The sequence below is a fragment of the Mesorhizobium sp. M1406 genome (assembly GCF_040317555.1).
GTDB lineage: Bacteria > Pseudomonadota > Alphaproteobacteria > Rhizobiales > Rhizobiaceae > Mesorhizobium.
On sequence record NZ_JAMYKW010000022.1, the window covers coordinates 80,533 to 99,716 of the forward strand.

At 59.8% G+C, this 19,184-nt stretch carries 17 protein-coding genes and 2 pseudogenes; 18 read left to right on the top strand and 1 reads right to left on the bottom strand.

What is annotated here, in order from left to right; all coding sequences use genetic code 11:
* The first annotated feature begins 86 nt into the window (after positions 1-86).
* The 14 genes and pseudogenes from nifH to NKH03_RS35050 all read left to right on the top strand — a co-directional run.
* Positions 87-980, top strand: a complete 894-nt coding sequence (gene nifH / locus NKH03_RS19395) for a nitrogenase iron protein (RefSeq protein ID WP_023706403.1) — start codon at positions 87-89, stop codon at positions 978-980.
* Positions 981-1,079: 99 nt separating this feature from the next.
* On the top strand, positions 1,080-2,582 hold the full coding sequence (nifD, locus tag NKH03_RS19400; protein WP_352969840.1) for a nitrogenase molybdenum-iron protein alpha chain: 1,503 nt from the start codon (positions 1,080-1,082) through the stop codon (positions 2,580-2,582).
* A gap of 125 nt (positions 2,583-2,707) precedes the next feature.
* Positions 2,708-4,249 (top strand): nitrogenase molybdenum-iron protein subunit beta, encoded by a 1,542-nt coding sequence (gene nifK, locus NKH03_RS19405; RefSeq protein ID WP_352969842.1) that lies wholly within the window; start codon positions 2,708-2,710, stop codon positions 4,247-4,249.
* A gap of 56 nt (positions 4,250-4,305) precedes the next feature.
* The gene (gene nifE / locus NKH03_RS19410; RefSeq protein WP_352969844.1) at positions 4,306-5,796 is read left to right on the top strand and encodes a nitrogenase iron-molybdenum cofactor biosynthesis protein NifE; all 1,491 of its coding nucleotides are present in this window, start codon (positions 4,306-4,308) and stop codon (positions 5,794-5,796) included.
* A gap of 9 nt (positions 5,797-5,805) precedes the next feature.
* Positions 5,806-7,188, top strand: a complete 1,383-nt coding sequence (nifN, locus tag NKH03_RS19415) for a nitrogenase iron-molybdenum cofactor biosynthesis protein NifN (RefSeq protein ID WP_352969846.1) — start codon at positions 5,806-5,808, stop codon at positions 7,186-7,188.
* Positions 7,154-7,651: a nitrogen fixation protein NifX gene (gene nifX / locus NKH03_RS19420; protein WP_352969848.1), complete on the top strand. Its 498-nt coding sequence runs from the start codon at positions 7,154-7,156 to the stop codon at positions 7,649-7,651. Before nifN ends, nifX begins: the two co-directional genes overlap by 35 nt.
* 17 nt (positions 7,652-7,668) lie before the next feature.
* Positions 7,669-8,148 (top strand): NifX-associated nitrogen fixation protein, encoded by a 480-nt coding sequence (locus NKH03_RS19425; RefSeq protein ID WP_352969850.1) that lies wholly within the window; start codon positions 7,669-7,671, stop codon positions 8,146-8,148.
* A gap of 27 nt (positions 8,149-8,175) precedes the next feature.
* Positions 8,176-8,961: a winged helix-turn-helix transcriptional regulator gene (locus NKH03_RS19430; RefSeq protein ID WP_352969852.1), complete on the top strand. Its 786-nt coding sequence runs from the start codon at positions 8,176-8,178 to the stop codon at positions 8,959-8,961.
* Between the two features lie 102 nt (positions 8,962-9,063).
* Positions 9,064-9,951 (top strand): universal stress protein, encoded by an 888-nt coding sequence (locus NKH03_RS19435; RefSeq protein ID WP_352969854.1) that lies wholly within the window; start codon positions 9,064-9,066, stop codon positions 9,949-9,951.
* Positions 9,952-11,249: 1,298 nt separating this feature from the next.
* The gene (locus NKH03_RS19440) at positions 11,250-12,416 is read left to right on the top strand and encodes a TlpA disulfide reductase family protein (protein ID WP_352969856.1); all 1,167 of its coding nucleotides are present in this window, start codon (positions 11,250-11,252) and stop codon (positions 12,414-12,416) included.
* A 330-nt stretch (positions 12,417-12,746) separates the two neighbouring features.
* Complete coding sequence (locus NKH03_RS19445; RefSeq protein ID WP_352969858.1) at positions 12,747-13,223, top strand: DUF269 domain-containing protein; 477 nt, start codon at positions 12,747-12,749, stop codon at positions 13,221-13,223.
* A gap of 25 nt (positions 13,224-13,248) precedes the next feature.
* Complete coding sequence (locus tag NKH03_RS19450) at positions 13,249-13,452, top strand: CCE_0567 family metalloprotein (RefSeq protein WP_352969860.1); 204 nt, start codon at positions 13,249-13,251, stop codon at positions 13,450-13,452.
* A complete protein-coding gene (gene fdxB / locus NKH03_RS19455; protein WP_352969862.1) occupies positions 13,449-13,766 on the top strand; it encodes a ferredoxin III, nif-specific in 318 nt (105 codons plus the stop codon). The genes NKH03_RS19450 and fdxB overlap by 4 nt, the downstream gene beginning before the upstream one ends.
* 27 nt (positions 13,767-13,793) lie before the next feature.
* Positions 13,794-13,988: pseudogene (locus NKH03_RS35050) on the top strand (exopolysaccharide production repressor protein); the annotation flags it as partial.
* Positions 13,989-14,176: 188 nt separating this feature from the next.
* On the opposite strand, the gene NKH03_RS19465 reads toward NKH03_RS35050, so the two are convergent.
* Complete coding sequence (locus NKH03_RS19465; RefSeq protein ID WP_352969863.1) at positions 14,177-14,335, bottom strand: IS3 family transposase; 159 nt, start codon at positions 14,333-14,335, stop codon at positions 14,177-14,179.
* 1,220 nt (positions 14,336-15,555) lie between these two features.
* Between NKH03_RS19465 and NKH03_RS19470 the strand changes: the two genes are divergently transcribed.
* From NKH03_RS19470 to NKH03_RS19485, 4 genes and pseudogenes are all read left to right on the top strand, one after another.
* The gene (locus NKH03_RS19470) at positions 15,556-16,809 is read left to right on the top strand and encodes an ATP-grasp domain-containing protein (protein WP_352969865.1); all 1,254 of its coding nucleotides are present in this window, start codon (positions 15,556-15,558) and stop codon (positions 16,807-16,809) included.
* A 289-nt stretch (positions 16,810-17,098) separates the two neighbouring features.
* The gene (locus tag NKH03_RS19475; protein ID WP_352969867.1) at positions 17,099-17,485 is read left to right on the top strand and encodes an ectoine synthase; all 387 of its coding nucleotides are present in this window, start codon (positions 17,099-17,101) and stop codon (positions 17,483-17,485) included.
* A 152-nt stretch (positions 17,486-17,637) separates the two neighbouring features.
* On the top strand, positions 17,638-18,660 hold the full coding sequence (locus NKH03_RS19480) for a tyrosine-type recombinase/integrase (protein WP_352969868.1): 1,023 nt from the start codon (positions 17,638-17,640) through the stop codon (positions 18,658-18,660).
* Positions 18,661-18,775: 115 nt separating this feature from the next.
* A pseudogene (locus NKH03_RS19485) lies at positions 18,776-18,934 on the top strand (IS66 family transposase); the annotation flags it as partial.
* Positions 18,935-19,184: the final 250 nt, after the last annotated feature.

Sequence of the window (19,184 nt, forward strand, 5' to 3'; positions counted from 1 at the left end):
CCTTAGGTGCGAGGCGGCTAGAGCTGCCCGACCGGCATTCAAGTCGCGGCAGCCGCGATGAATGGGAACGAAGGAAGGAAAGCTACATGTCAGGTTTGCGTCAGATCGCCTTTTACGGCAAGGGCGGCATCGGCAAGTCCACCACCTCCCAAAATACGCTCGCAGCCCTGGTCGACCTCGGGCAGAGAATCCTCATCGTCGGCTGCGACCCCAAAGCCGACTCCACCCGCCTGATCCTGAACGCGAAGGCGCAGGATACGGTCCTGCATCTCGCGGCAGAGGAAGGTTCGGTGGAAGACCTGGAACTCGCGGACGTGCTCAAGGTCGGCTACAAAGGCATCAAATGCGTGGAGTCGGGCGGACCCGAGCCAGGTGTCGGCTGCGCCGGCCGCGGCGTGATCACCTCGATCAACTTCCTCGAGGAGAACGGCGCCTACGACGATGTCGACTATGTCTCCTACGACGTGCTCGGGGATGTGGTGTGTGGCGGTTTCGCGATGCCGATCCGAGAGAACAAGGCCCAGGAAATCTATATCGTCATGTCCGGCGAGATGATGGCGCTCTATGCCGCCAACAACATCGCCAAGGGCATCCTGAAATACGCCCATTCGGGCGGCGTGCGGCTCGGCGGCCTGATCTGCAACGAGCGCCAAACCGACCGCGAGCTCGACCTCGCCGAAGCGCTGGCTTCCAGGCTCAATTCCAAGCTTATCCACTTTGTGCCGCGCGACAACATCGTCCAGCACGCCGAGCTCAGGAAGATGTCTGTGATCCAGTACGCGCCGGACTCGAAGCAGGCCGGGGAATACAGGGCGCTGGCCGAGAAGATCCATGGGAATTCGGGCCAGGGCACCATCCCGACCCCGATCACCATGGAGGAGCTCGAGGACATGCTGCTCGACTTCGGCATCATGAAGACCGACGAGCAGATGCTTGCCGAGCTTCAGGTCAAGGAAGCGGCCAAGGCGGCCGCACAGTAGCGACCGCTGCCGACATGAGGCGCCGCCCTGACCTGGTGCGCCTTTCAAAGAACGGCGCCTCGTCGGTGAGGCGTCACCCTGAACCTTGAAAGGGGTCCCATGAGCCTGGAATACGAGAATGACGGTGCCCTCCATGCGAAGCTTATCGAGGAGGTGCTGTCGCAATATCCTGACAAGTCGGCGAAGCGCCGCAAAAAGCACCTCAGCGTTGCAAAGAGCGGCGACGAGGCTGGCGAGGAAAGCGAGGTCCTTTCCGAATGCGATGTCAAATCGAACATCAAGTCCATCCCCGGCGTGATGACGATTCGCGGCTGCGCCTATGCCGGCTCGAAAGGCGTGGTGTGGGGTCCAGTCAAGGATATGGTCCATATCTCGCACGGGCCGGTCGGCTGCGGGCAATATTCCTGGTCTCAACGCCGCAACTACTACGTCGGCACGACCGGCATCGACACGTTCGTCACGATGCAGTTCACCTCCGATTTCCAGGAGAAGGACATTGTTTTCGGCGGCGACAAGAAGCTGGAACGGATCATCGACGAGATCGAGGAACTGTTTCCGCTGAACAAGGGCATGACTGTGCAATCCGAATGCCCGATCGGCCTGATTGGCGACGACACCGAAGCTGTGTCCCGCAACAAGGCCAAGGAGCACGAAAAGACAATCGTGCCGGTGCGCTGCGAGGGCTTCCGCGGCGTCTCGCAATCCCTCGGCCACCACATCGCCAACGACGCGATCCGGGACTGGGTGTTCGAGAAGAAGGAAGTGGAGTTCGAGTCCGGCCCGTACGATGTCAATGTGATCGGCGACTACAATATCGGCGGCGATGCTTGGGCTTCGCGCATCCTGCTTGAGGAGATGGGCCTGCGCGTGGTCGGCAACTGGTCGGGCGACGCTACGCTGGCCGAAATAGAGCGGGCGCCAAAGGCGAAGCTCAATCTCATCCATTGCTACAGGTCGATGAACTACATCTGCCGGCACATGGAGGAAAAGTATGGCATCGCCTGGATGGAGTACAATTTCTTCGGCCCCTCCCAGACTGAAGCCTCTCTGCGCAAGATGGCCAAGCACTTCGGGCCGGAAATCGAGGCCAAGGCCGAGGTGGTCATCGCCAAATACCGGCCGTTGGTCGATGCCGTAATCGCCAAGTACCGGCCGCGCCTCGAAGGCAGGACGGTGATGCTCTATGTCGGCGGGCTGCGCCCCCGTCACGTCGTCACGGCATATGAGGACCTGGGCATGGTGATCGTCGGCACTGGCTACGAATTTGGCCATAACGACGACTATCAGCGCACCGGCCACTACGTGAAGAAGGGCACCCTGATCTATGACGACGTGACTGGTTACGAGCTGGAGAAGTTCATCGAAGGGATCCGTCCCGATCTCGTTGGCTCCGGCATCAAAGAGAAGTACCCGGTCCAGAAGATGGGCATACCGTTCCGTCAAATGCATTCCTGGGATTATTCCGGCCCGTATCACGGCTACGACGGCTTCGCCATCTTCGCCCGAGACATGGACCTGGCCATCAACAACCCGGTCTGGAACCTCTACGACGCTCCCTGGAAGAAAAAAGCCGAGCCGTCGGCGGCGATCGCAGCCGAATGAAACCCTGGCCTCCCGGAAGCCGGGAGGCAGTGAACGCCTGTGGCCGCTTGTCCGCGGGAGACCTGAAACGTTTCGACGTCCCTGTGCCGCCCTATGGCGGGCCAGATGGAAAGAGGTAACCACCCATGCCGCAGTCGGCTGAAAAAGTTCTCGACCACGCGCCCCTGTTCCGCGAGCCGGAATACAGGCAGATGCTCGCCGAGAAGAGGCTGAATTTCGAATGTCCGCACCCGGACCAGATCGTTACCGACCAAGGCGAATTCACCAAGACGTGGGAATACCGCGAAAAGAACCTTGCTCGCGAAGCGCTTGTCGTGAACCCCGCCAAGGCCTGCCAGCCGCTCGGCGCGGTGTTCGCGGCCGCAGGCTTCGAGCGAACCATGTCCTTCGTCCACGGCAGCCAGGGCTGCGTGGCCTATTACCGCTCGCACCTGTCGCGCCATTTCAAGGAGCCTGCTTCGGCGGTTTCCTCCTCGATGACGGAGGACGCGGCAGTGTTCGGCGGCCTGAAGAACCTGGTCGATGGGCTCGCCAACACGTACCAACTCTACGACCCGAAGATGATCGCGGTCTCGACCACTTGTATGGCGGAGGTCATTGGCGACGATCTGCACAGCTTCATCGAGAACGCCAAGGACGAAGGCTCGGTCCCGCGCGACTTCGACGTCCCATTCGCCCATACGCCGGCCTTCGTCGGCAGTCATGTCGATGGCTACGACGTCACGCTCAAGGGGATTTTGGAGCATTTCTGGAAAGGCGAGGAACGAACGGAAGCCGAGGGGACCATCAACGTCATTCCGGGCTTCGACGGATTCTGTGTTGGCAACAACCGGGAACTCAAGCGCCTGCTCGACCTGATAGGCGTGTCCTATACCTTGATCCAAGACGCCTCTGACCAGTTCGACACGCCGTCGGACGGCGAATACCGCATGTATGACGGCGGCACGAAGATCGAAGACGTGAGGAAGGCACTCAACGCCGAGGCTACATTTTCGCTACAGCATTACAACACCCGAAAAACACTCGAGTATTGCCAGGGGGTAGGGCAGGCGACGGCCTCGTTCCATTACCCGCTCGGCGTCCAGGCGACCGACGACTTCCTGATGGAGGTCTCCGCGATTTCCGGCAAGCAAATCCCCGAGGCAATCCGCCTGGAGCGCGGCCGACTTGTTGACGCCATGGCGGACAGCCAATCCTGGCTGCACGGTAAGAAATACGCCATTTACGGTGATCCGGACTTTGTCTACGCCATGGCCCGCTTCATCATGGAGACGGGCGGCGAGCCGACCCATTGCCTCGCCACCAACGGCACCTCGGCATGGGAAGCGGAGTTGAAGGCACTGCTTGCATCATCGCCCTTCGGCAAGGATGCTCAAGTCTGGGCGGGCAAGGACCTCTGGGCGATGCGATCGCTGCTCTTCACCGAGCCGGTGGACCTGCTGATCGGCAACTCCTATGGCAAGTATCTGGAGCGCGACACCGGCACGCCGCTGGTCCGGCTGACGTTTCCGATCTTCGATCGCCACCATCACCATCGGTTTGCGCTGATGGGCTACCAAGGCGGGTTGCGCGTCCTGACGACGATCCTCGACAAGATCTTCGACAAGCTCGATCGCGAGACAAGCGAGACGGGCGTGACGGACTATTCGTATGACCTCACCCGCTAAGCTTGACGGTCGGCTTTGGCCGATCGTCTTCCCGAGGGACTTTGGAGACCGACGCAATGTCCTTGCTCAGAGCCAAAATCCAGGATGTCTTCAACGAGCCTGGCTGCGAAAAGAACCGCGGCAAAGATGCCAAGGCGCGCAAAAAGGGCTGTTCGAAGCCACTGACCCCCGGGGCGGCGGCCGGCGGCTGTGCCTTCGATGGCGCCAAGATCGTGCTGCAGCCGATCACCGACGTTGCGCATTTGATCCATGCGCCGCTCGCCTGCGAGGGCAATTCCTGGGACAACCGCGGTGCGGCTTCGTCCGGGCCAACCCTGTGGCGCACAAGCTTCACGACCGACCTCACCGAACTCGACGTGGTGATGGGGCAGGGCGAGCGCAAGCTTTTCAAAGCGATCCGCGAAATCAAGGAAGCGTATGGGCCGCCGGCGATCTTCGTCTATCCGACCTGCGTGACGGCGCTGATCGGCGACGACATCGAGGCCGTCTGCAAGCGCGCGGCGGAAAAGTTCGGCTTGGCCGTTGTACCGGTCAATGCGCCGGGCTTCGTCGGCTCCAAGAATCTCGGCAATAAGCTTGCCGGCGAGGCGTTGCTCGAGCATGTCATCGGCACGGTCGAGCCCGACGATGCCGGCCCTTACGACATCAACATTCTTGGCGAATTCAACCTCTCGGGCGAATTCTGGCTGGTGAAGCCGCTGCTGGATCGGCTCGGCATCCGGGTGCGCGCCTGCATTCCGGGTGACGCGCGTTACTTCGACATTGCCTGCGCCCACCGCGCCCGGGCGGCTATGATCGTGTGCTCGACCGCGCTCATCAATCTCGCCCGCAAGATGGAGCAGCGCTGGGGCATCCCGTTTTTCGAGGGCTCCTTCTACGGCATCACCGACACCTCGGAAGCGCTCCGACAGATCTCTCAGTTGCTCGTGAAGAAGGGTGCCGATCCGGAGATCCTCGGCCGCACCGAGGCGTTGATTGCAGAGGAGGAGGCGATCGCTTGGAAGAAGCTCGCCGCCTACCGGCCGAGGCTCGAAGGCAAGCGCGTGCTGCTCAACACCGGCGGTGTGAAGTCCTGGTCGGTCGTCCATGCGCTGATGGAGATCGGCATCGAGATCGTCGGCACCTCTGTCAAGAAGTCGACCGTCGAAGACAAGGAACGCATCAAGCAGATCCTCAAGGACGACAACCACATGTTCGAGCAGATGGCGGCGCGCGAGCTTTACGCCATGCTCTCGGAACACAAGGCCGATATCATGCTGTCGGGCGGGCGCACGCAGTTCATCGCCCTGAAGGCCAAGACACCCTGGCTCGATATCAACCAGGAGCGCCAACATCCTTACGCCGGCTATCACGGCATGGTGGAACTCGTACGCCAGATCGACCTCGCTATTCATAACCCGATCTGGCGCCAGGTGCGGGAGCCGGCACCATGGGATTGCCAGCCTGCGGTGAGGCAGGAACTGCCGCGCACGAAAAGCGAGACCGCGACCTTGCATGTTGTCCAGGAATTCGCAGGCACGACGGCCGGCAATTTCGGCGAGCGTTGAGGAAGGCAGATGGTCCGCATCCTTCCCCAGACCACAGCGGCGGCGGTCAATCCGCTGAAGTCATCGCAGCCATTGGGTGCCGCCTTGGCCATTCTTGGCGTCGACGGCGCGATGCCCTTGTTCCACGGCAGCCAAGGCTGCACCAGCTTCGCGCTCGTGCTCTTCGTGCGACATTTCAAGGAAGCCATTCCCTTGCAGACGACGGCGATGGACGAGGTGGCGACGATCCTTGGCGGGGCGGACCATCTGGAACAGGCGATACTCAACCTCAAGGCCCGCACAAAGCCAACGCTGATCGGGGTTTGCACGACCGCGCTGGTGGAAACCCGGGGCGAAGACTGCGCAGGAGATATCGCCAATATCAGGCTGAAGCGCACCAAAGAACTCGCGGGTACGGAGGTGGTGCTAGCCAACACACCGGATTTCGACGGCGCGATCGAAGAGGGCTGGGCCAAGGCTGTCACCGCTATGATCGAAAGGATTACGCGGCCCGGCGAGCAGGCGCGGCAGTCGAAGAAAATCGTGATCCTGCCTGGCTGGAACCTCACTGTGGCTGACATCGAGCATTTGCGTGAGATGGTTGAGAGCTTTGGACTGAAGCCGGTGATTTTACCGGACGTCTCCGGCTCGCTCGACGGTACGGTGCCCGACCGTTGGGTCACGACCACCTATGGCGGCACCAGCGTCGAGGATATCCGCGAGCTTGGCACGGCCGAGCGATGCATTGTCATCGGTGAGCATATGCGCCGCCCGGCCGAGCTGCTGCACAGGTTAACCGGCGTACCTTACGTGCTGTTTCGGTCGCTGACTGGATTGAAGGACGCAGACCGGTTCGTCTCGCACCTATCGGCGGTTTCGGGCGCGGCGGCGCCGGCTGGGGTACGCCGTCGCCGGGCGCAGTTGCAGGACGCGTTGCTCGACGGACATTTCCACTTTGGAGGTAAGAAAATTGCGATCGCTGCAGAACCAGACCAACTCTACCAACTCGCGAGCTTCTTCACCGGCATGGGCTCCGAAATCGCGGCGGCGGTCACAACGGCCGCTATGTCGAAAATTCTGGAGGAAGTGCCGGCGCAGTCGGTTCAAATCGGCGATCTCGACGATTTGGAAGCCCTTGGCGCCGGCGCTGATCTTCTCGTCACCCATTCCCACGGCCGCCAGGCGGCGCAGCGCCTCAGCATTCCGCTCATGCGGGTCGGCTTCCCGATCTTCGACCGGCTCGGGGCCCAGCACAAGCTCACAATTCTCTACCAGGGGACCCGCGACCTGATCTTCGAGGTTGCCAACATTTTTGAAGCCAACCGGCGCGCGCCGACGCCTGAGGCGCTTGATCCACTCCGTAAGCGAGAAATGCCAGATGAGTTCCGTTCGTCGCCTCTCGCTCGTCACTGACGAGGTTCACGCACCGAAGCCGGAACGCCAAGCCGGCGCATTGCGCGTGGCCATCGCCACGCAGGACATGAAGAACCTCAACGCCCATTTCGGTTCGGCCAGGTGCTTTGTTGTCTACGACGTGGGACGCGAGGAGTGGAATCTCATCGAAGCCGTAGCCTTCGATGACGTTTCCGACGAGAGCGGGAAGCACCGAACTGAGGGCGATGACCGCATCACGCCGAAGCTGGAGGCGCTGAAGGGCTGTCATCTCCTGTTTTGTCTGGCGATCGGCGGACCTTCGGCGGCCAAACTTGTTTCCGCAAAGATCCATCCGATCAAAGTGCCGCAGCCCGAAACTATCCAAGAGGTGCTGTTGCGCACGCAGATGATGCTCAGGACGTGTCCTCCCCCTTGGCTGCGCAAGGTGCTGGCGCAGGCAGGTGTCGCCAAACAGAAACCGTCCTTCGAGGACGAGCAGTGAAACGAGGAGTGGGCGAAATGTCTGACGCCGTGGTTAGCCCTGCTGTCGCGGAAGACGAGGCGGCCCTTGCCACCCCGTTCATTAAATGCCTCGTGCGGCTGGTCCGGGCTCATGATTCCCACGGGTCTTGGGAAGCCAAATCGGACGCCGAGCTGCTGGGCGACTTCATTATCACCAGGCAACAGCGCCGTGCAATTCCGATCATCGGCGATCCCGATCCGGACGTGCTGTGGAGGCTCGATAAGTTCTACACCGCCGTCGGGCTTGCGATTGAGGAACGCTCCGGCCTGATGGCATCGCCGATGATGGAGATGAGCCACGAGGGCTTCGGGCGCGTGCTCTTCACGGCCGGGCGACTGGTCGTTCTGTCCAAGACCCTGCGCGACGTCCATCGGTTCGGCTTCGAGACGTTCTGGAAACTCGCCGCGGCCGGTACCCAACTGGCCGGCGATGCAACCGCAGCCATTGAGGCTTATCCCGAGGTGGCGCGGGCGTGATGGAACCGATTTTCGATCGAGGGGATCATGTCAGGCCTTGAGGACATGCGATGGCCAGCCCTCTCAATCGAGGCGGTCGAGGCCGATATGGTTCTTGGGGTAGCGCTGATGAAGCCAGTGGTCCTGATCTGTTCGCAAGATGCGGAGCTGTATCTGTTCCTCAGCCACATTCTGGGGGTGGACGGCTTCACGAGTGAGCCGGCAGGAGGCGTGAAGGAAGCACTTGCATTGGCCGATCAACGGGAGCTCCAGGCGGTTGTCCTGGACTGCGGGCCAGCAAGCGCGACAGGCTCCACAATCTGCGCCCGGTTCAAGGGGGAGCCCCGGACCGGCCGCCTGCCCGTCGTTGCGTTGATCGCGCCAGGCGCCGAGAACCAGCACCTCGATCTCTTGAAGGCAGGGATTGACGAGAGCTTTGTGCGGCCCTTCGCGCCGGCTAAGCTGCTTGACTGTCTACGCACGAAGCTGGCGCTGCCACAGCCGGGTTCAAACGGGATAAAAAACGGCAGCTGGCTCAGTTGCGGCAGCCTTGAGATGAAGCTCGATGCTCACCGGGTTCGAGGTAATGGCCACGACATCCATCTCGGACCTCTCGAATTCAACCTACTGCGGCAATTTCTTGAGGCTCCCGGCAAGGTCTTCAGCCGAGACGAGCTGATCGACGCGGCCTGGCCGGACAACATCCATGTCGGTGAACGCACTGTCGACGTACATATCAGCCGGATCAGAAAGGCGCTGAAGGCGGCCTCGCCAGGTAGCGTCATTCGTACCGTCAGGTCTGCCGGCTACTCGCTTGAGAAGCTGGACGACTGAAGCGCGAACGGATGGTGTGCCACTCTCCATCTTCGTTGGAAGGCAAGTCTTGCGGCTTCGAAACGCGCTACGGGCGCGACATACTCAGGGGGAAGCAGTCAGATGGCCTTCAAAAGCCTACTCAGTGTAGCGGGAACTGAACACTCCGATCGCGACGTCAGAACAGCTGCAAGCTTGTGCGCCGAGGTCGGCGCACATTTGTCCGTTCTGATTATGTCGCCTCCGCCTCTCGTTATGTCGCCTCCGCCGCTGGGTGATGGCATCCCCGAATGGCCTAGACAACGCGCCCACGCCATTGCCGCACTGGAAAAACGGTACAGGCAAATCGAGAGATTTTCACAGGACACGGCCAGTTGGGAAAAAACATCCAAGGGAATTCACAAACTGCTGAGAGCCACGTGGCGGTGCTATGATGTCGATATTGCCAACTGCGATCAGGCCAGCATCGGTGACGCGGTGCGACAGCGGGCGATATGCACCGACCTGACAATCGTCGGCCCCGCACTTCTCAACGATGTTAACGTCGGTCCCCTTGTTATCAACGGCAGCCTGTTCGACACCGGAAAGCCGGTTCTTGTCGTGCCAGAGGGCGCTGAGGCGACTCTGTCTCCACGGCGCGTCCTGGTCGGCTGGGATTCGCGAGTCGAGGCGTCCCGTTCGGTTCGGGAAGCGCTGGACCTGCTATCCGGTGCTGAGGAAGTTCGTGTCGCACTCGTCGATCCGGAGGCGACCTGCACCGGAAACGGCGCCGAGCCGGGAGCCGACATCGCTGCCTATCTCACTCGGCACGGTGCTCGGGTTTCGGTCGACCGGCTGGCGAGCCGCGGCAAACCGGTGGCCACGGTGCTAGCGCAGCACGCAATCGACACGTCTGCCGACGTGATCGTCATGGGCGCTTATGGCAGCCGCCGGCTGCGCGAGCGGCTCTTCGGTGGCGTGACAAGATGGATAGTTGGCAAGCCGCCATTGCCGCTGTTTTTGGCTCGCTGACTGGTTCCGCAGTAGCACCGATGCTGTTCGAAACTCTACTTACTGGGTCACTATCCAGATGCCAAGTCGGAGAAAGGTCGCCGGAAACGAGCAAGTTTCGCGAAGCTCATAAGCAACTTGCAAGCGCCGGCGCGAAGAACATTGCCGGACGCCTCTAACGCGCTCGGTGTCTGCTCGCCGAGACAAGGTAACGCGCAGACAAACGGCCGGGCTGAGGCCCAGGCGTCCTCAATGCGCTCAAAACACCAATACTCGAGCCGGCGTCAGGTCGAGAAAGAGAGTCGTTTCAGCGCGCCAGGCCGCGTTCGGACCGTAGCCTCATCGTATTGGCGTTATCACGATTTCCCTCACCACTGGCCGGGAACGGAACACGCAACGACCGTGCAGCGGCCAAGGCACCGACCTTCGAGTCCGACGGTCGCGCTCTTGCCGGCCCTCGGCGCGAACGGTGGCATCAATCACGTGTCATCGCCTGGGATGGTAGCCGGGTCAGCGGCGAGGGCGGCCGCATCTTCGGCGTTTTCAGTCTGCCCGGCCCACCGCGTGGCGATCGAGTGGCCTTGAGGCCGGTCAATTCCCACAACGCTCACATTCGCACCAGGCGGTCCCTATAGGGCCTGTGCACAGGGACACAGAACAACAAAAGCAGGAATCCGGGAGAGTCACCGGCCCGGCACGCCGGCACTCATCCTGGCTCTTCGCCACGATCATCATCTGGCGATGACGGTACTCGCGACCCGCAGCCGGACATGACGGGCGTCGTCGTGAAGAACTCCTGCGTCGCCACCAGGAATTCAAGCGCAAAGCGGAAGAGGTAGGGCAGAGGCGATGCTCGGATGGAGCGGCGCCTGCAATCGCAATGGCGTTGCGCTACCACCTGAACGACCGAGATGGCAAGAAGGTCACGCAAGGCGCTTGAGGCGGACGATGATGACGAGGCTGGCGGTAGTCAACGCGGTCATACACCTGTTCGTCCCTATATGTCGAGACGTCCGTGGCCACGCTTCTGTGCCGACGGGAAGCGGGTGATGCGTGTCCAAGACCTGACAGTGGCGGACAACATGTCGCGTCCAATACAACCGGCTATCTTGGGCATCACAGAAGTTTTTCAAAGTATAATCATGCGTTTACCGCACGCTGAACGCGTTGGCACGGCCTTTGCGAATTGAGTTTCAGCAAACACTGAGTGAAGGCTGACTGCACGCAGATGCGCAAGACGAGCGATGCTCTCCCTTCCTTGAATCCTCCTCCCCGTCTCAAAGGGGGAACAACCTTTGGCTACGGCTTTGGAGGGCAAGATGATGTTGCGGATGGGGTCACCGGCTCCTTCGATCAAAGTGGAAGACTGGCTGCGTGGCGAGCCCCTTGCGGACTTCCAGCCCGGCAAAGTCTATATCGTCGAATTTTGGGCAACTTGGTGCGAACTATGTGCGGCGGAGATGCTCGAGCTGATGCGGCTACAGGAGAAATACAAGGACAGCGGACTTGAGGTCGTCGGGATCGCGGCTGATGAAGACGCTCCAACGGCCGTCGAGGCCCGGACGAAGTTGGACGCGTGGTTGGCCGAAAAGTGCCCGGATCTGAATCCTCGGATTGCGTTCGACTTCACAGGCGAAATGAAGAAGCTTTGGAGGGAACCCAGCTTTTGCGTCGGGGTTCCGACCTCGTTCGTAGTCGACCGAGACAGCTGCATCGCCTTTATCGGTCATCCGAGCCAACTCGGTGAGGTTTTGCCGAAAGTGCTCAACGGCAGCTGGCGTACCAGCAAGAAAGCGAAAGCCGCCGATCATGAGCGGATCGCCACAAGCGAACCCCTGGCGCGCGAACAAGCGTTGAAGAAGCCGATCGATGACAGGTTCTGGGCGGCGGTGAAGTTGGAAGATTGGAAGACGGCGCTCTGGGCGATCGAAGAGGGCATTGCCTTGATGCCGGACGACCTCAATTTCCGCCTGGCTCATGCACATCTGTTGCTTCACAAAATACAAGACATGTGGACCGGCTTGCCCGTGATGCGCCAATTGGTTCGCGACGCGATCGACAAAAATTCCGAGGATTGGATGGTTTCGGCGCTAGACCAACTTTTCCATCCGGCCAATGACCATTCGCGCCTTCCTTCTGCTGAGCGATTCGCGATGGGCAAGGAGCTGTCCGAACACATCCTGGCGCTGAATCCCCCGCAAGGCGACAGTCCTAAGTTCCGGTCGTATCCCGCGGTCGCCCGGTATTATCACGAGAACGGCAACAATGATCGCGCGATCGAGCTGGTCGAACTGGCACTGACGTCGCTGGACGGTCCGGAGCCTATCCCAGCCGAATTGAAAGAGCAGCATCTGCCGGATTTGCTGCAGGCCCTCGCCAAGTACAGGGGTGCGAAGGCTTGCGGCGCTCTCTTTGCGGCTGCGCAAAACAATTTCCCGAAGGTGCCAAAGCGCGGTCGGCCGAGGAGGAAAGATAAAAAAGGGTAATTGGTCGAAATGGCTTACTGGCCAATTCGTCCATTTCCCTGGCGTGACCGCAGCAAGGAGGTCCATGCAGCACTTGGTCGATCGTTTGCAGCAGGATCGAGGCTCGAATGTTCATTGCCTCCCGCATTGCGGCGGAAGCGATGTTCGACGCGAATTCGCGTGGAAGACTTCGCGGTCGAGGACGTGTTCAAGGTCGGCCCGAAGGACATCAATTGCGTGGAATCGGCCGCCCCGAGCCATGCGTCGGCTGCGCAAGTGTGCCCGAAGTAGGCGTGCCAGAAAACAGACATCTTGCTTTGAGGAAGAGGACTGAAATGAGGAGAAGGCGAAATGTCTGATGCCGCGGTCAGCCCGGCTGTCAACGAGGACGAGGCGGCCCTTGCCACCCCGTTCGTCAAATGCCTGGTGCGGCTGATCCGTGCTCAGGAGTCCTACTCCTACTGCTTATGGGAAGGCAAATCGGACGCCACGCTGCTGGCCGACTTCATCGTCACCAGAAAAAAGCGCCAAGCGATCCCTGGCATGGGCTACCCCGATCCGGACGTGCTGTCGAGGCTCGATATGTTCTACACCACCGTCGGGCTTGCGATTGCAAAGCGTTTCCGCCCGGTGACATCGCCAATCGTGGAGATGAAAACCACAAGGACTTCGGGCCCGTGCTTTTCACGGTCGGGCAGTTCGTCTTTCTATCCAGACGTCCATCGGTTCGGCTTCGAGACGTTCCGCCAACTCGGGGAGGCCGGTACGAAAGTGGTCGACGATGCGACCTCAGCCACTGAAGCCTATCGCGACGTGGCACGGGCGTGAAAACACCGATTTCGAGGAAGGATCTATGTCAAAGCTGGATGAGATGGGAACGAAAGTCCGAAAGCTTCAGCTGCGCGCGGCAATTGCCAAGATGAAATTGCGCGACCTTGCAGAGGATCTCCCGGGAAAATGGACGGAGACAGAGGAAGTTGCGGAGGAAACGTTCGCCGTTTTGGCCGAGTTGGATGGTGCCAGGAGAGAGCTCGCTGCAATGAAGAAGTTACCATGAGGAGCACATTCACCACCCGCGACGGCTCCGGATGGATGCCGGAATATCTCACGGCGATAGACGGCGCGACCTGCATCGGCTGCGGCCGCTGTTTCAAAGTCTGCTCGCGCGAGGTCATGCATCTTTACGGCGTCGATGATGCGGGTGAAATCCTCGGCGCCTGCGACGGCGAAGACGACGATTTCGACGGCGAGCTCAATCGCATGATCATGGTCGTCGACCATGCCGGCCGCTGCATTGGCTGCGGAGCCTGCGGCCGCGTCTGCCCGAAGAACTGCCAGACCCATGTTGCGGCCGACCAGGTCGCAGCATGATCTGGCGCACAAACCAGGAGAACGGCGCTGCCCCTTAGAATCTTTTATCGTGTCCTGTGGCTGGTCCTGTGCAGCAACGCTCTGACTGTCTACTTCGCTTCTCATTCCATCCGCGCAGTCGTCGTCACAACGCTGGCTTGTTGGCTGCTCCTCCAGGTAGCCTATTTCGCAAGCGTGCTCTTTCTGATTTGGCGGTCTGGCTGCGCTAGCAGAGCTCGCCAAGGGCTGGGCATGCATTTCATTTCGGTCGTTAAAAGGAAGGCGGATACCAGCCGCCAGACAATGTGAGGTGAGAATCAAACTTGAGACGTGCCTCTGCTCGTTCAGACGGGCGGGATATCGCTGCTCCATCGAGGCGGGGTGACAAATCAGAACTCGGCTGGAGTGCGCGCCCTGAGGGTGGACAGTGATCAGGCTGCTGTTTTGCCAGTCTGCCGGATGTGTTGATCCTCGAACTGCTGCGGGCTCAGATAGCCGAGCGCCGAATAGAGCCTGCTGTTGTTGTAGACGTCCTCGATGATGAAGCGGGGAAGGTGTTCAGTCACGTCGTCGAAGGTTTCGAAAGCCATCGGGTAGCGCTTCTTTGACAACCCACCCCGCGTGTGACCGACACAGCGTTCTCACCGGCCATTTCCCTGCGACTGCGGCGCGCGTTGCGGCGAACGACGGTCCGATCCTGATCCTGCAGGACACGAAGGATCCGTCGGCCGGTCGTTAGCCGATCGACTGGAAGCTGGTAACTACCTGCCGTCGAAGATATTTCCACGGCGGTCGAGAAGCTCGGCTGGTATGCGCTGCGCTGGAAGGCGGAGGTGTTCCACAAGGTCATGAAGTCCGGCTGCCGTGCCGAGGAGGCAAGGCTCCAGACCGCAGAGAGGCTGCCGGAGTTCCTCGCTCTCATCGCGGTGGTCAGCTGGCGAATATTCTTCGTCACTATGTCGGCGCGCGCCAAGCCAGACGCCACTCCCGACAGCGTTCTCACCTTCGTCGAGATCACTGCGCTCGACCAGATCGACGCGTCCCGAACGCGACCGCCTCCAACGGCCCACGCTCGCCGCCTACCTGCTGCAACTCGCCATGCTTGGCGGCTATCTCGCCCGCAAACATGATCCGCCTCCCGGCAACATGGTCGTCTGGCGCGGCATGACCCGCTTGCACGACATCGCCTTCGGCATCTCCATTGGATGAAGCCGACGATATGGGTAATGGAAAGTTAGCCGGACGCGCGCGTACCGATGGATGGCGATAAGGTTTTGAAGGCTTTCGATGCCGAGTTCGGAGAAGGGCATGACGCCGTCTTCGTAGTCTGGCCCGTAGACCCAGATCAGACCGTCCTCGGGCTCCATTTCGATAAGCGATTTAGCCGAGCCAGTCTTCATCTTCACCGAGGTCGCGGGCGACTAGCGCGATGGGTCGCACGCAATGGGTTTTGTTAAAAAAGGAGCTCGTCGGCTTCCAGACAGGCATTCGTAAGAATGCTGAGCGAACTGCTGGTTGACGTGAAGCGTCGTGGCCTACAAATCGTGCCCGAATGACATTGAGATTAGTGGACAGGCACTCCGCAACCAGGAGCGCCTTGTCGTATTGCAATTCTCAAAACCGCGTTAACAAGAAACTTTGCGACATGGCCCAAAAAGATCCTTCAACCAAATTTACACAATCTTCACGACCGCTGATCGCCCACAACGAGTAAGTTTACCACAAGTCTGAGATCAGGCACGGCTGAAAAAGCCGAGGCCGATTTTACGTCTCGAATCGCCGCCCAGCACGCAACGGAGGGTCACCGCGAATGGCAAAAAGAGCGCTCATCCTGGTTGAAGGCACCAGGAGCAATGGTCTGCTCTACGTAAAAGCAGCCCAGCGTCTTGGGCTCTATCCAATTACCCTATCGGCTGATCCAGATGGCTACGACTATCTTGCGGCGGAAGCAATTGAGGCAATCCGTGTCGATACAGGCAATCTGGATGCGCTGGTCCACGAATGTTCCCGGCTGCGTGCAACCTATGACATTGCTGGTATTACGAGCGCCTATGAGGCGGTCTATGCGACAGTTGGCAAGCTCTGCCGGCATTTCGATCTACCCGGACCGAACCCAGCATCGATTGAACAATGCTGCGACAAATTCGCTCAGCGTCAGCTCTTGGCCAAGGCCGGCGTTCCGATGCCTACTTATCGCCTCGCAAGCGATGCTACGGAGGTTGAAAGCTCTGTTGCCGAGATCGGGCTGCCAGCGGTTGTTAAGCCAGCCGTAGGCAGCGGCAGCCGCGGTGTCCGACTGTGCCGAGACGTCGATGAATTGGTTGAACATACGGCCTATTTATTCGGCGGGGAGTATACATGGCGGTCTTCGCCGAGAATACTGATTGAAGAATTCGCGCAAGGCCCCAGCTACACTGCTCAAATAATGGGCAATGAGATCATTGGGATTACTGGCAATCGCTTCGGTCCGCCGCCGCATTTTGTCTATAGTGAATTCACCTACCCAGCTGTGCTGACGGATGACGATCATAAGCGGATCGTCGATGTTTCTCTAAGCTGTTTGCGAGCTCTCGGCCTTGGCTGGGGGCCAACGAACATTGAATTTCGGTGGTCAAAATGTGGCCCAGTCGTCATTGAGGTCAATCCTCGTCTTGCCGGTTGGGATCCTCAGCTGGTTCAGCTGGCGCACGGTATCGATCTCGTTGCCGAGCACATCAAGATTGTCGTCGGTGACGAATGGAATTTGGGCAGAAGGCATTCGCAGACTGCGGCCACCCGCTTTCTTGTCCCTGATGGCGATGGCATCCTCGATTCAATCGAGGGCGTCAGCCGGGCTGCTGCCGTACCGGGTGTCGCCGAGGTGAGACTGTATGTTAAACCGAAGACGCCGTTCGTCAGGAAAGGCAATCACCTAGACTGTATCGGACATGTCACCGCCGCTTCCCCCAGCTTTGCTCAGACAAAGTTCATCCTTCAGCGTGCGGTCGATTTAGTCAATTGGTCGATCACACCACTTCCGACCCTCGGCGGAACAGGCTGCGGTCCCTTACTCCCCGCCCACTAGCGGCGGTAGCGCCAGATAAGAGGTTACCGTCGCCGAAGATTGGTGCAGTTGAGTGCACGACAGGCGCGATTGATGTCGGCATGTTTCACGAGGTATTCGGTACGCGCAATCAGCCAGCGTGTCGCGATCCCGGGAATGCAGGGGACGGTGATTCGCCTCAGTCCTCGGCTTCGGGGACTCCGCTTCAGCGGCAATGCGCTCGAAGTAAGCCGACAGGTAGCAGAAATGAACCTTCCTCAACTTGGTTGAACACTGCCGATATTGTTAAGCCTCTTATACGGAGAACACCATGTTCGTACGCAGCCTGAAAGATGTTGAAGCCACAGATCACTTCGTTGAGTGGGGTAATGGTACCAGCCACCGTCTTCTGACGAAAAAGGACGGAATGGGCTTTACCGTGTGTCACACTGTAGTGCGCGCCAACACCGTCTCACTGCTCCAATACCGCAACCACCTGGAGGCATGCTATTGCATTGCGGGGGAGGGCGAGATCGAGGACATGGATGGCAATGTCTTTCCCATTCGCAAAGGCGACATCTACGTGCTTGATAAGCATGACGAGCACTATTTGCGTGGGAGCCGGGACAAGGATCTGGTTCTCGTCAGCATCTTTAATCCCCCGCTCAAGGGCACCGAGCGCCACAACCTCAATGACGGGTCAAGCTCAGCCTATTGAAGATGAAGAAAACAGCAGGTTTTGTGAGAACATGGCGGCGCTCTCGACCTATGTCGGCCACGCCAAGATTTCCGATACTTATTGGTATTTGACCGGCGTCCCGGAACTCATGGCGGTCGCTGGCAAACCGTTCGAGCTGTTCGCCTCTACGGTTGGAGGGGGTCATCATGACTGGCCCCAAGCTGGCATCGTCCTTCCCCATCCTGCTGCAACGCTTTTTCGTCGAGCATCTGGGCAATCAGCGGGCCGTCAGTTCGCGCACCATCGCCTACCGCGATACCTTCCGATTGTTGCTTGACTTCGCCAAGGCGACGATTGGAAAGGCGCCCACCCGGCTGACCCTGGCCGACCTCGATGCGCAGTTGATCCTGAGCTTCCTCGACCACTTGGAGAAGGAGCGGAGCAACGGCGCCCGTACTCGCAACGCCCGCCTGGCGGCACTTCGCTCTTTCCTTAAGTATGCCGCCCACTACGATCTAACCGCGCTCCCCGTCATCGAACAGGTGCTGGCCATTCCGATGAAACGGTTCGACCGGCCGGTCCTGGGATTTTTGTCACGCGAGGAGATGCAGGCGATCCTTGAGGCGCCGGATGCGCGGACATGGGCAGGTGAGCGGGATCGCGCACTGTTCAGTCTGATGTACAACACCGGCGCCCGCGTGTCTGAAGCCATCGGCCTGCGCGTCGGCGAGGTCGCCGTCGATGGCTCGGCGGTCGCGCACCTGCATGGAAAGGGGCGCAAAGATCGCCGCGTGCCGCTCTGGCGGACGACCGCCAACCTGATCCGCAACTGGAAGCGCCGGTTGGACTATGGGGGCGAGGAGAACTTCCTGTTTCCGAACAGAGGCGGCGGATGCATGGCGCGTTCGAACGTCACCCAGCGCCTAGAACTTGCGGTCTCGGCCGCCGCGGAACGTTACCCGCAATTCGCGCGTCGCTCGATTTCGCCTCACACCATCCGCCATACCACGGCAATGCATCTTCTGCAGTCCGGCGTCGACATCAGCGTCATTGCCCTATGGCTGGGTCATGAGAGCCCCGCCACGACGCACATGTACCTTCAGGCGGATCTCGCCATGAAGGAGCGTACGCTCAACCGGCTGCAGCCCATGACGGACAGTCAAAGCCGGTATCGACCGCCGGACCAGCTAATGCAGTTCCTGTTGAGCCTTTAAAAATTATGCGCAGTTCACCAGTTGATCGTTCGGGAAACCGATGGTTACACGCTCCTGTCCCGGTGAGCTGCGCATAATCATCGGGTGCGCATAATCGCGCTTATGTAGAAATCTACATAAGCGCGATGATCGGCCGTTCGGCGGCAGCGGACCGCCCATCGTCGCCTACCGCTTCGAAGACAGCCGCGCCGGCGAATGTGTCGCCCGCCATCTGGACGGCTATCGCGGCATCCTGCAGGTCGACGGATACGCCGCTTATAACCGGCTGGCCCGATCCTACACCGCAACGACAGGCACGCACAACACGATTGGACGCGGCTTACGCATGGCGCTTCTCTTCTACGGGTAAACTGGGTTACAAATCGAACTGCACAAGAATCCTCAATCCGCCAATCTGTTGAGATGCGGCGCCATTTAGCGTGAAAACTTTTAACGTCATCTGCTCACGGGCCGTCACTCAGAATCAGCGGTTTAGCTGGGTGCGTGTAGGCAAGAGGGAACGATGAACAGCCAAAAAGTCGCTA

Coding starts and splice junctions, on each gene's coding strand:
- nifH (WP_023706403.1), top strand. CDS start 87: ATGTCAGGTTTGCGTCAGATCGCCTTTTACGGCAAGGGCGGCATCGGC.
- nifK (WP_352969842.1), top strand. CDS start 2,708: ATGCCGCAGTCGGCTGAAAAAGTTCTCGACCACGCGCCCCTGTTCCGC.
- NKH03_RS19465 (WP_352969863.1), bottom strand. CDS start 14,335: ATGGCTTTCGAAACCTTCGACGACGTGACTGAACACCTTCCCCGCTTC.
- NKH03_RS19425 (WP_352969850.1), top strand. CDS start 7,669: ATGTCTGACGCCGTGGTTAGCCCTGCTGTCGCGGAAGACGAGGCGGCC.
- nifD (WP_352969840.1), top strand. CDS start 1,080: ATGAGCCTGGAATACGAGAATGACGGTGCCCTCCATGCGAAGCTTATC.
- fdxB (WP_352969862.1), top strand. CDS start 13,449: ATGAGGAGCACATTCACCACCCGCGACGGCTCCGGATGGATGCCGGAA.
- NKH03_RS19435 (WP_352969854.1), top strand. CDS start 9,064: ATGGCCTTCAAAAGCCTACTCAGTGTAGCGGGAACTGAACACTCCGAT.
- NKH03_RS19450 (WP_352969860.1), top strand. CDS start 13,249: ATGTCAAAGCTGGATGAGATGGGAACGAAAGTCCGAAAGCTTCAGCTG.
- NKH03_RS19440 (WP_352969856.1), top strand. CDS start 11,250: ATGATGTTGCGGATGGGGTCACCGGCTCCTTCGATCAAAGTGGAAGAC.
- NKH03_RS19470 (WP_352969865.1), top strand. CDS start 15,556: ATGGCAAAAAGAGCGCTCATCCTGGTTGAAGGCACCAGGAGCAATGGT.
- nifE (WP_352969844.1), top strand. CDS start 4,306: ATGTCCTTGCTCAGAGCCAAAATCCAGGATGTCTTCAACGAGCCTGGC.
- NKH03_RS19475 (WP_352969867.1), top strand. CDS start 17,099: ATGTTCGTACGCAGCCTGAAAGATGTTGAAGCCACAGATCACTTCGTT.
- nifX (WP_352969848.1), top strand. CDS start 7,154: ATGAGTTCCGTTCGTCGCCTCTCGCTCGTCACTGACGAGGTTCACGCA.
- NKH03_RS19430 (WP_352969852.1), top strand. CDS start 8,176: ATGTCAGGCCTTGAGGACATGCGATGGCCAGCCCTCTCAATCGAGGCG.
- nifN (WP_352969846.1), top strand. CDS start 5,806: ATGGTCCGCATCCTTCCCCAGACCACAGCGGCGGCGGTCAATCCGCTG.
- NKH03_RS19445 (WP_352969858.1), top strand. CDS start 12,747: ATGTCTGATGCCGCGGTCAGCCCGGCTGTCAACGAGGACGAGGCGGCC.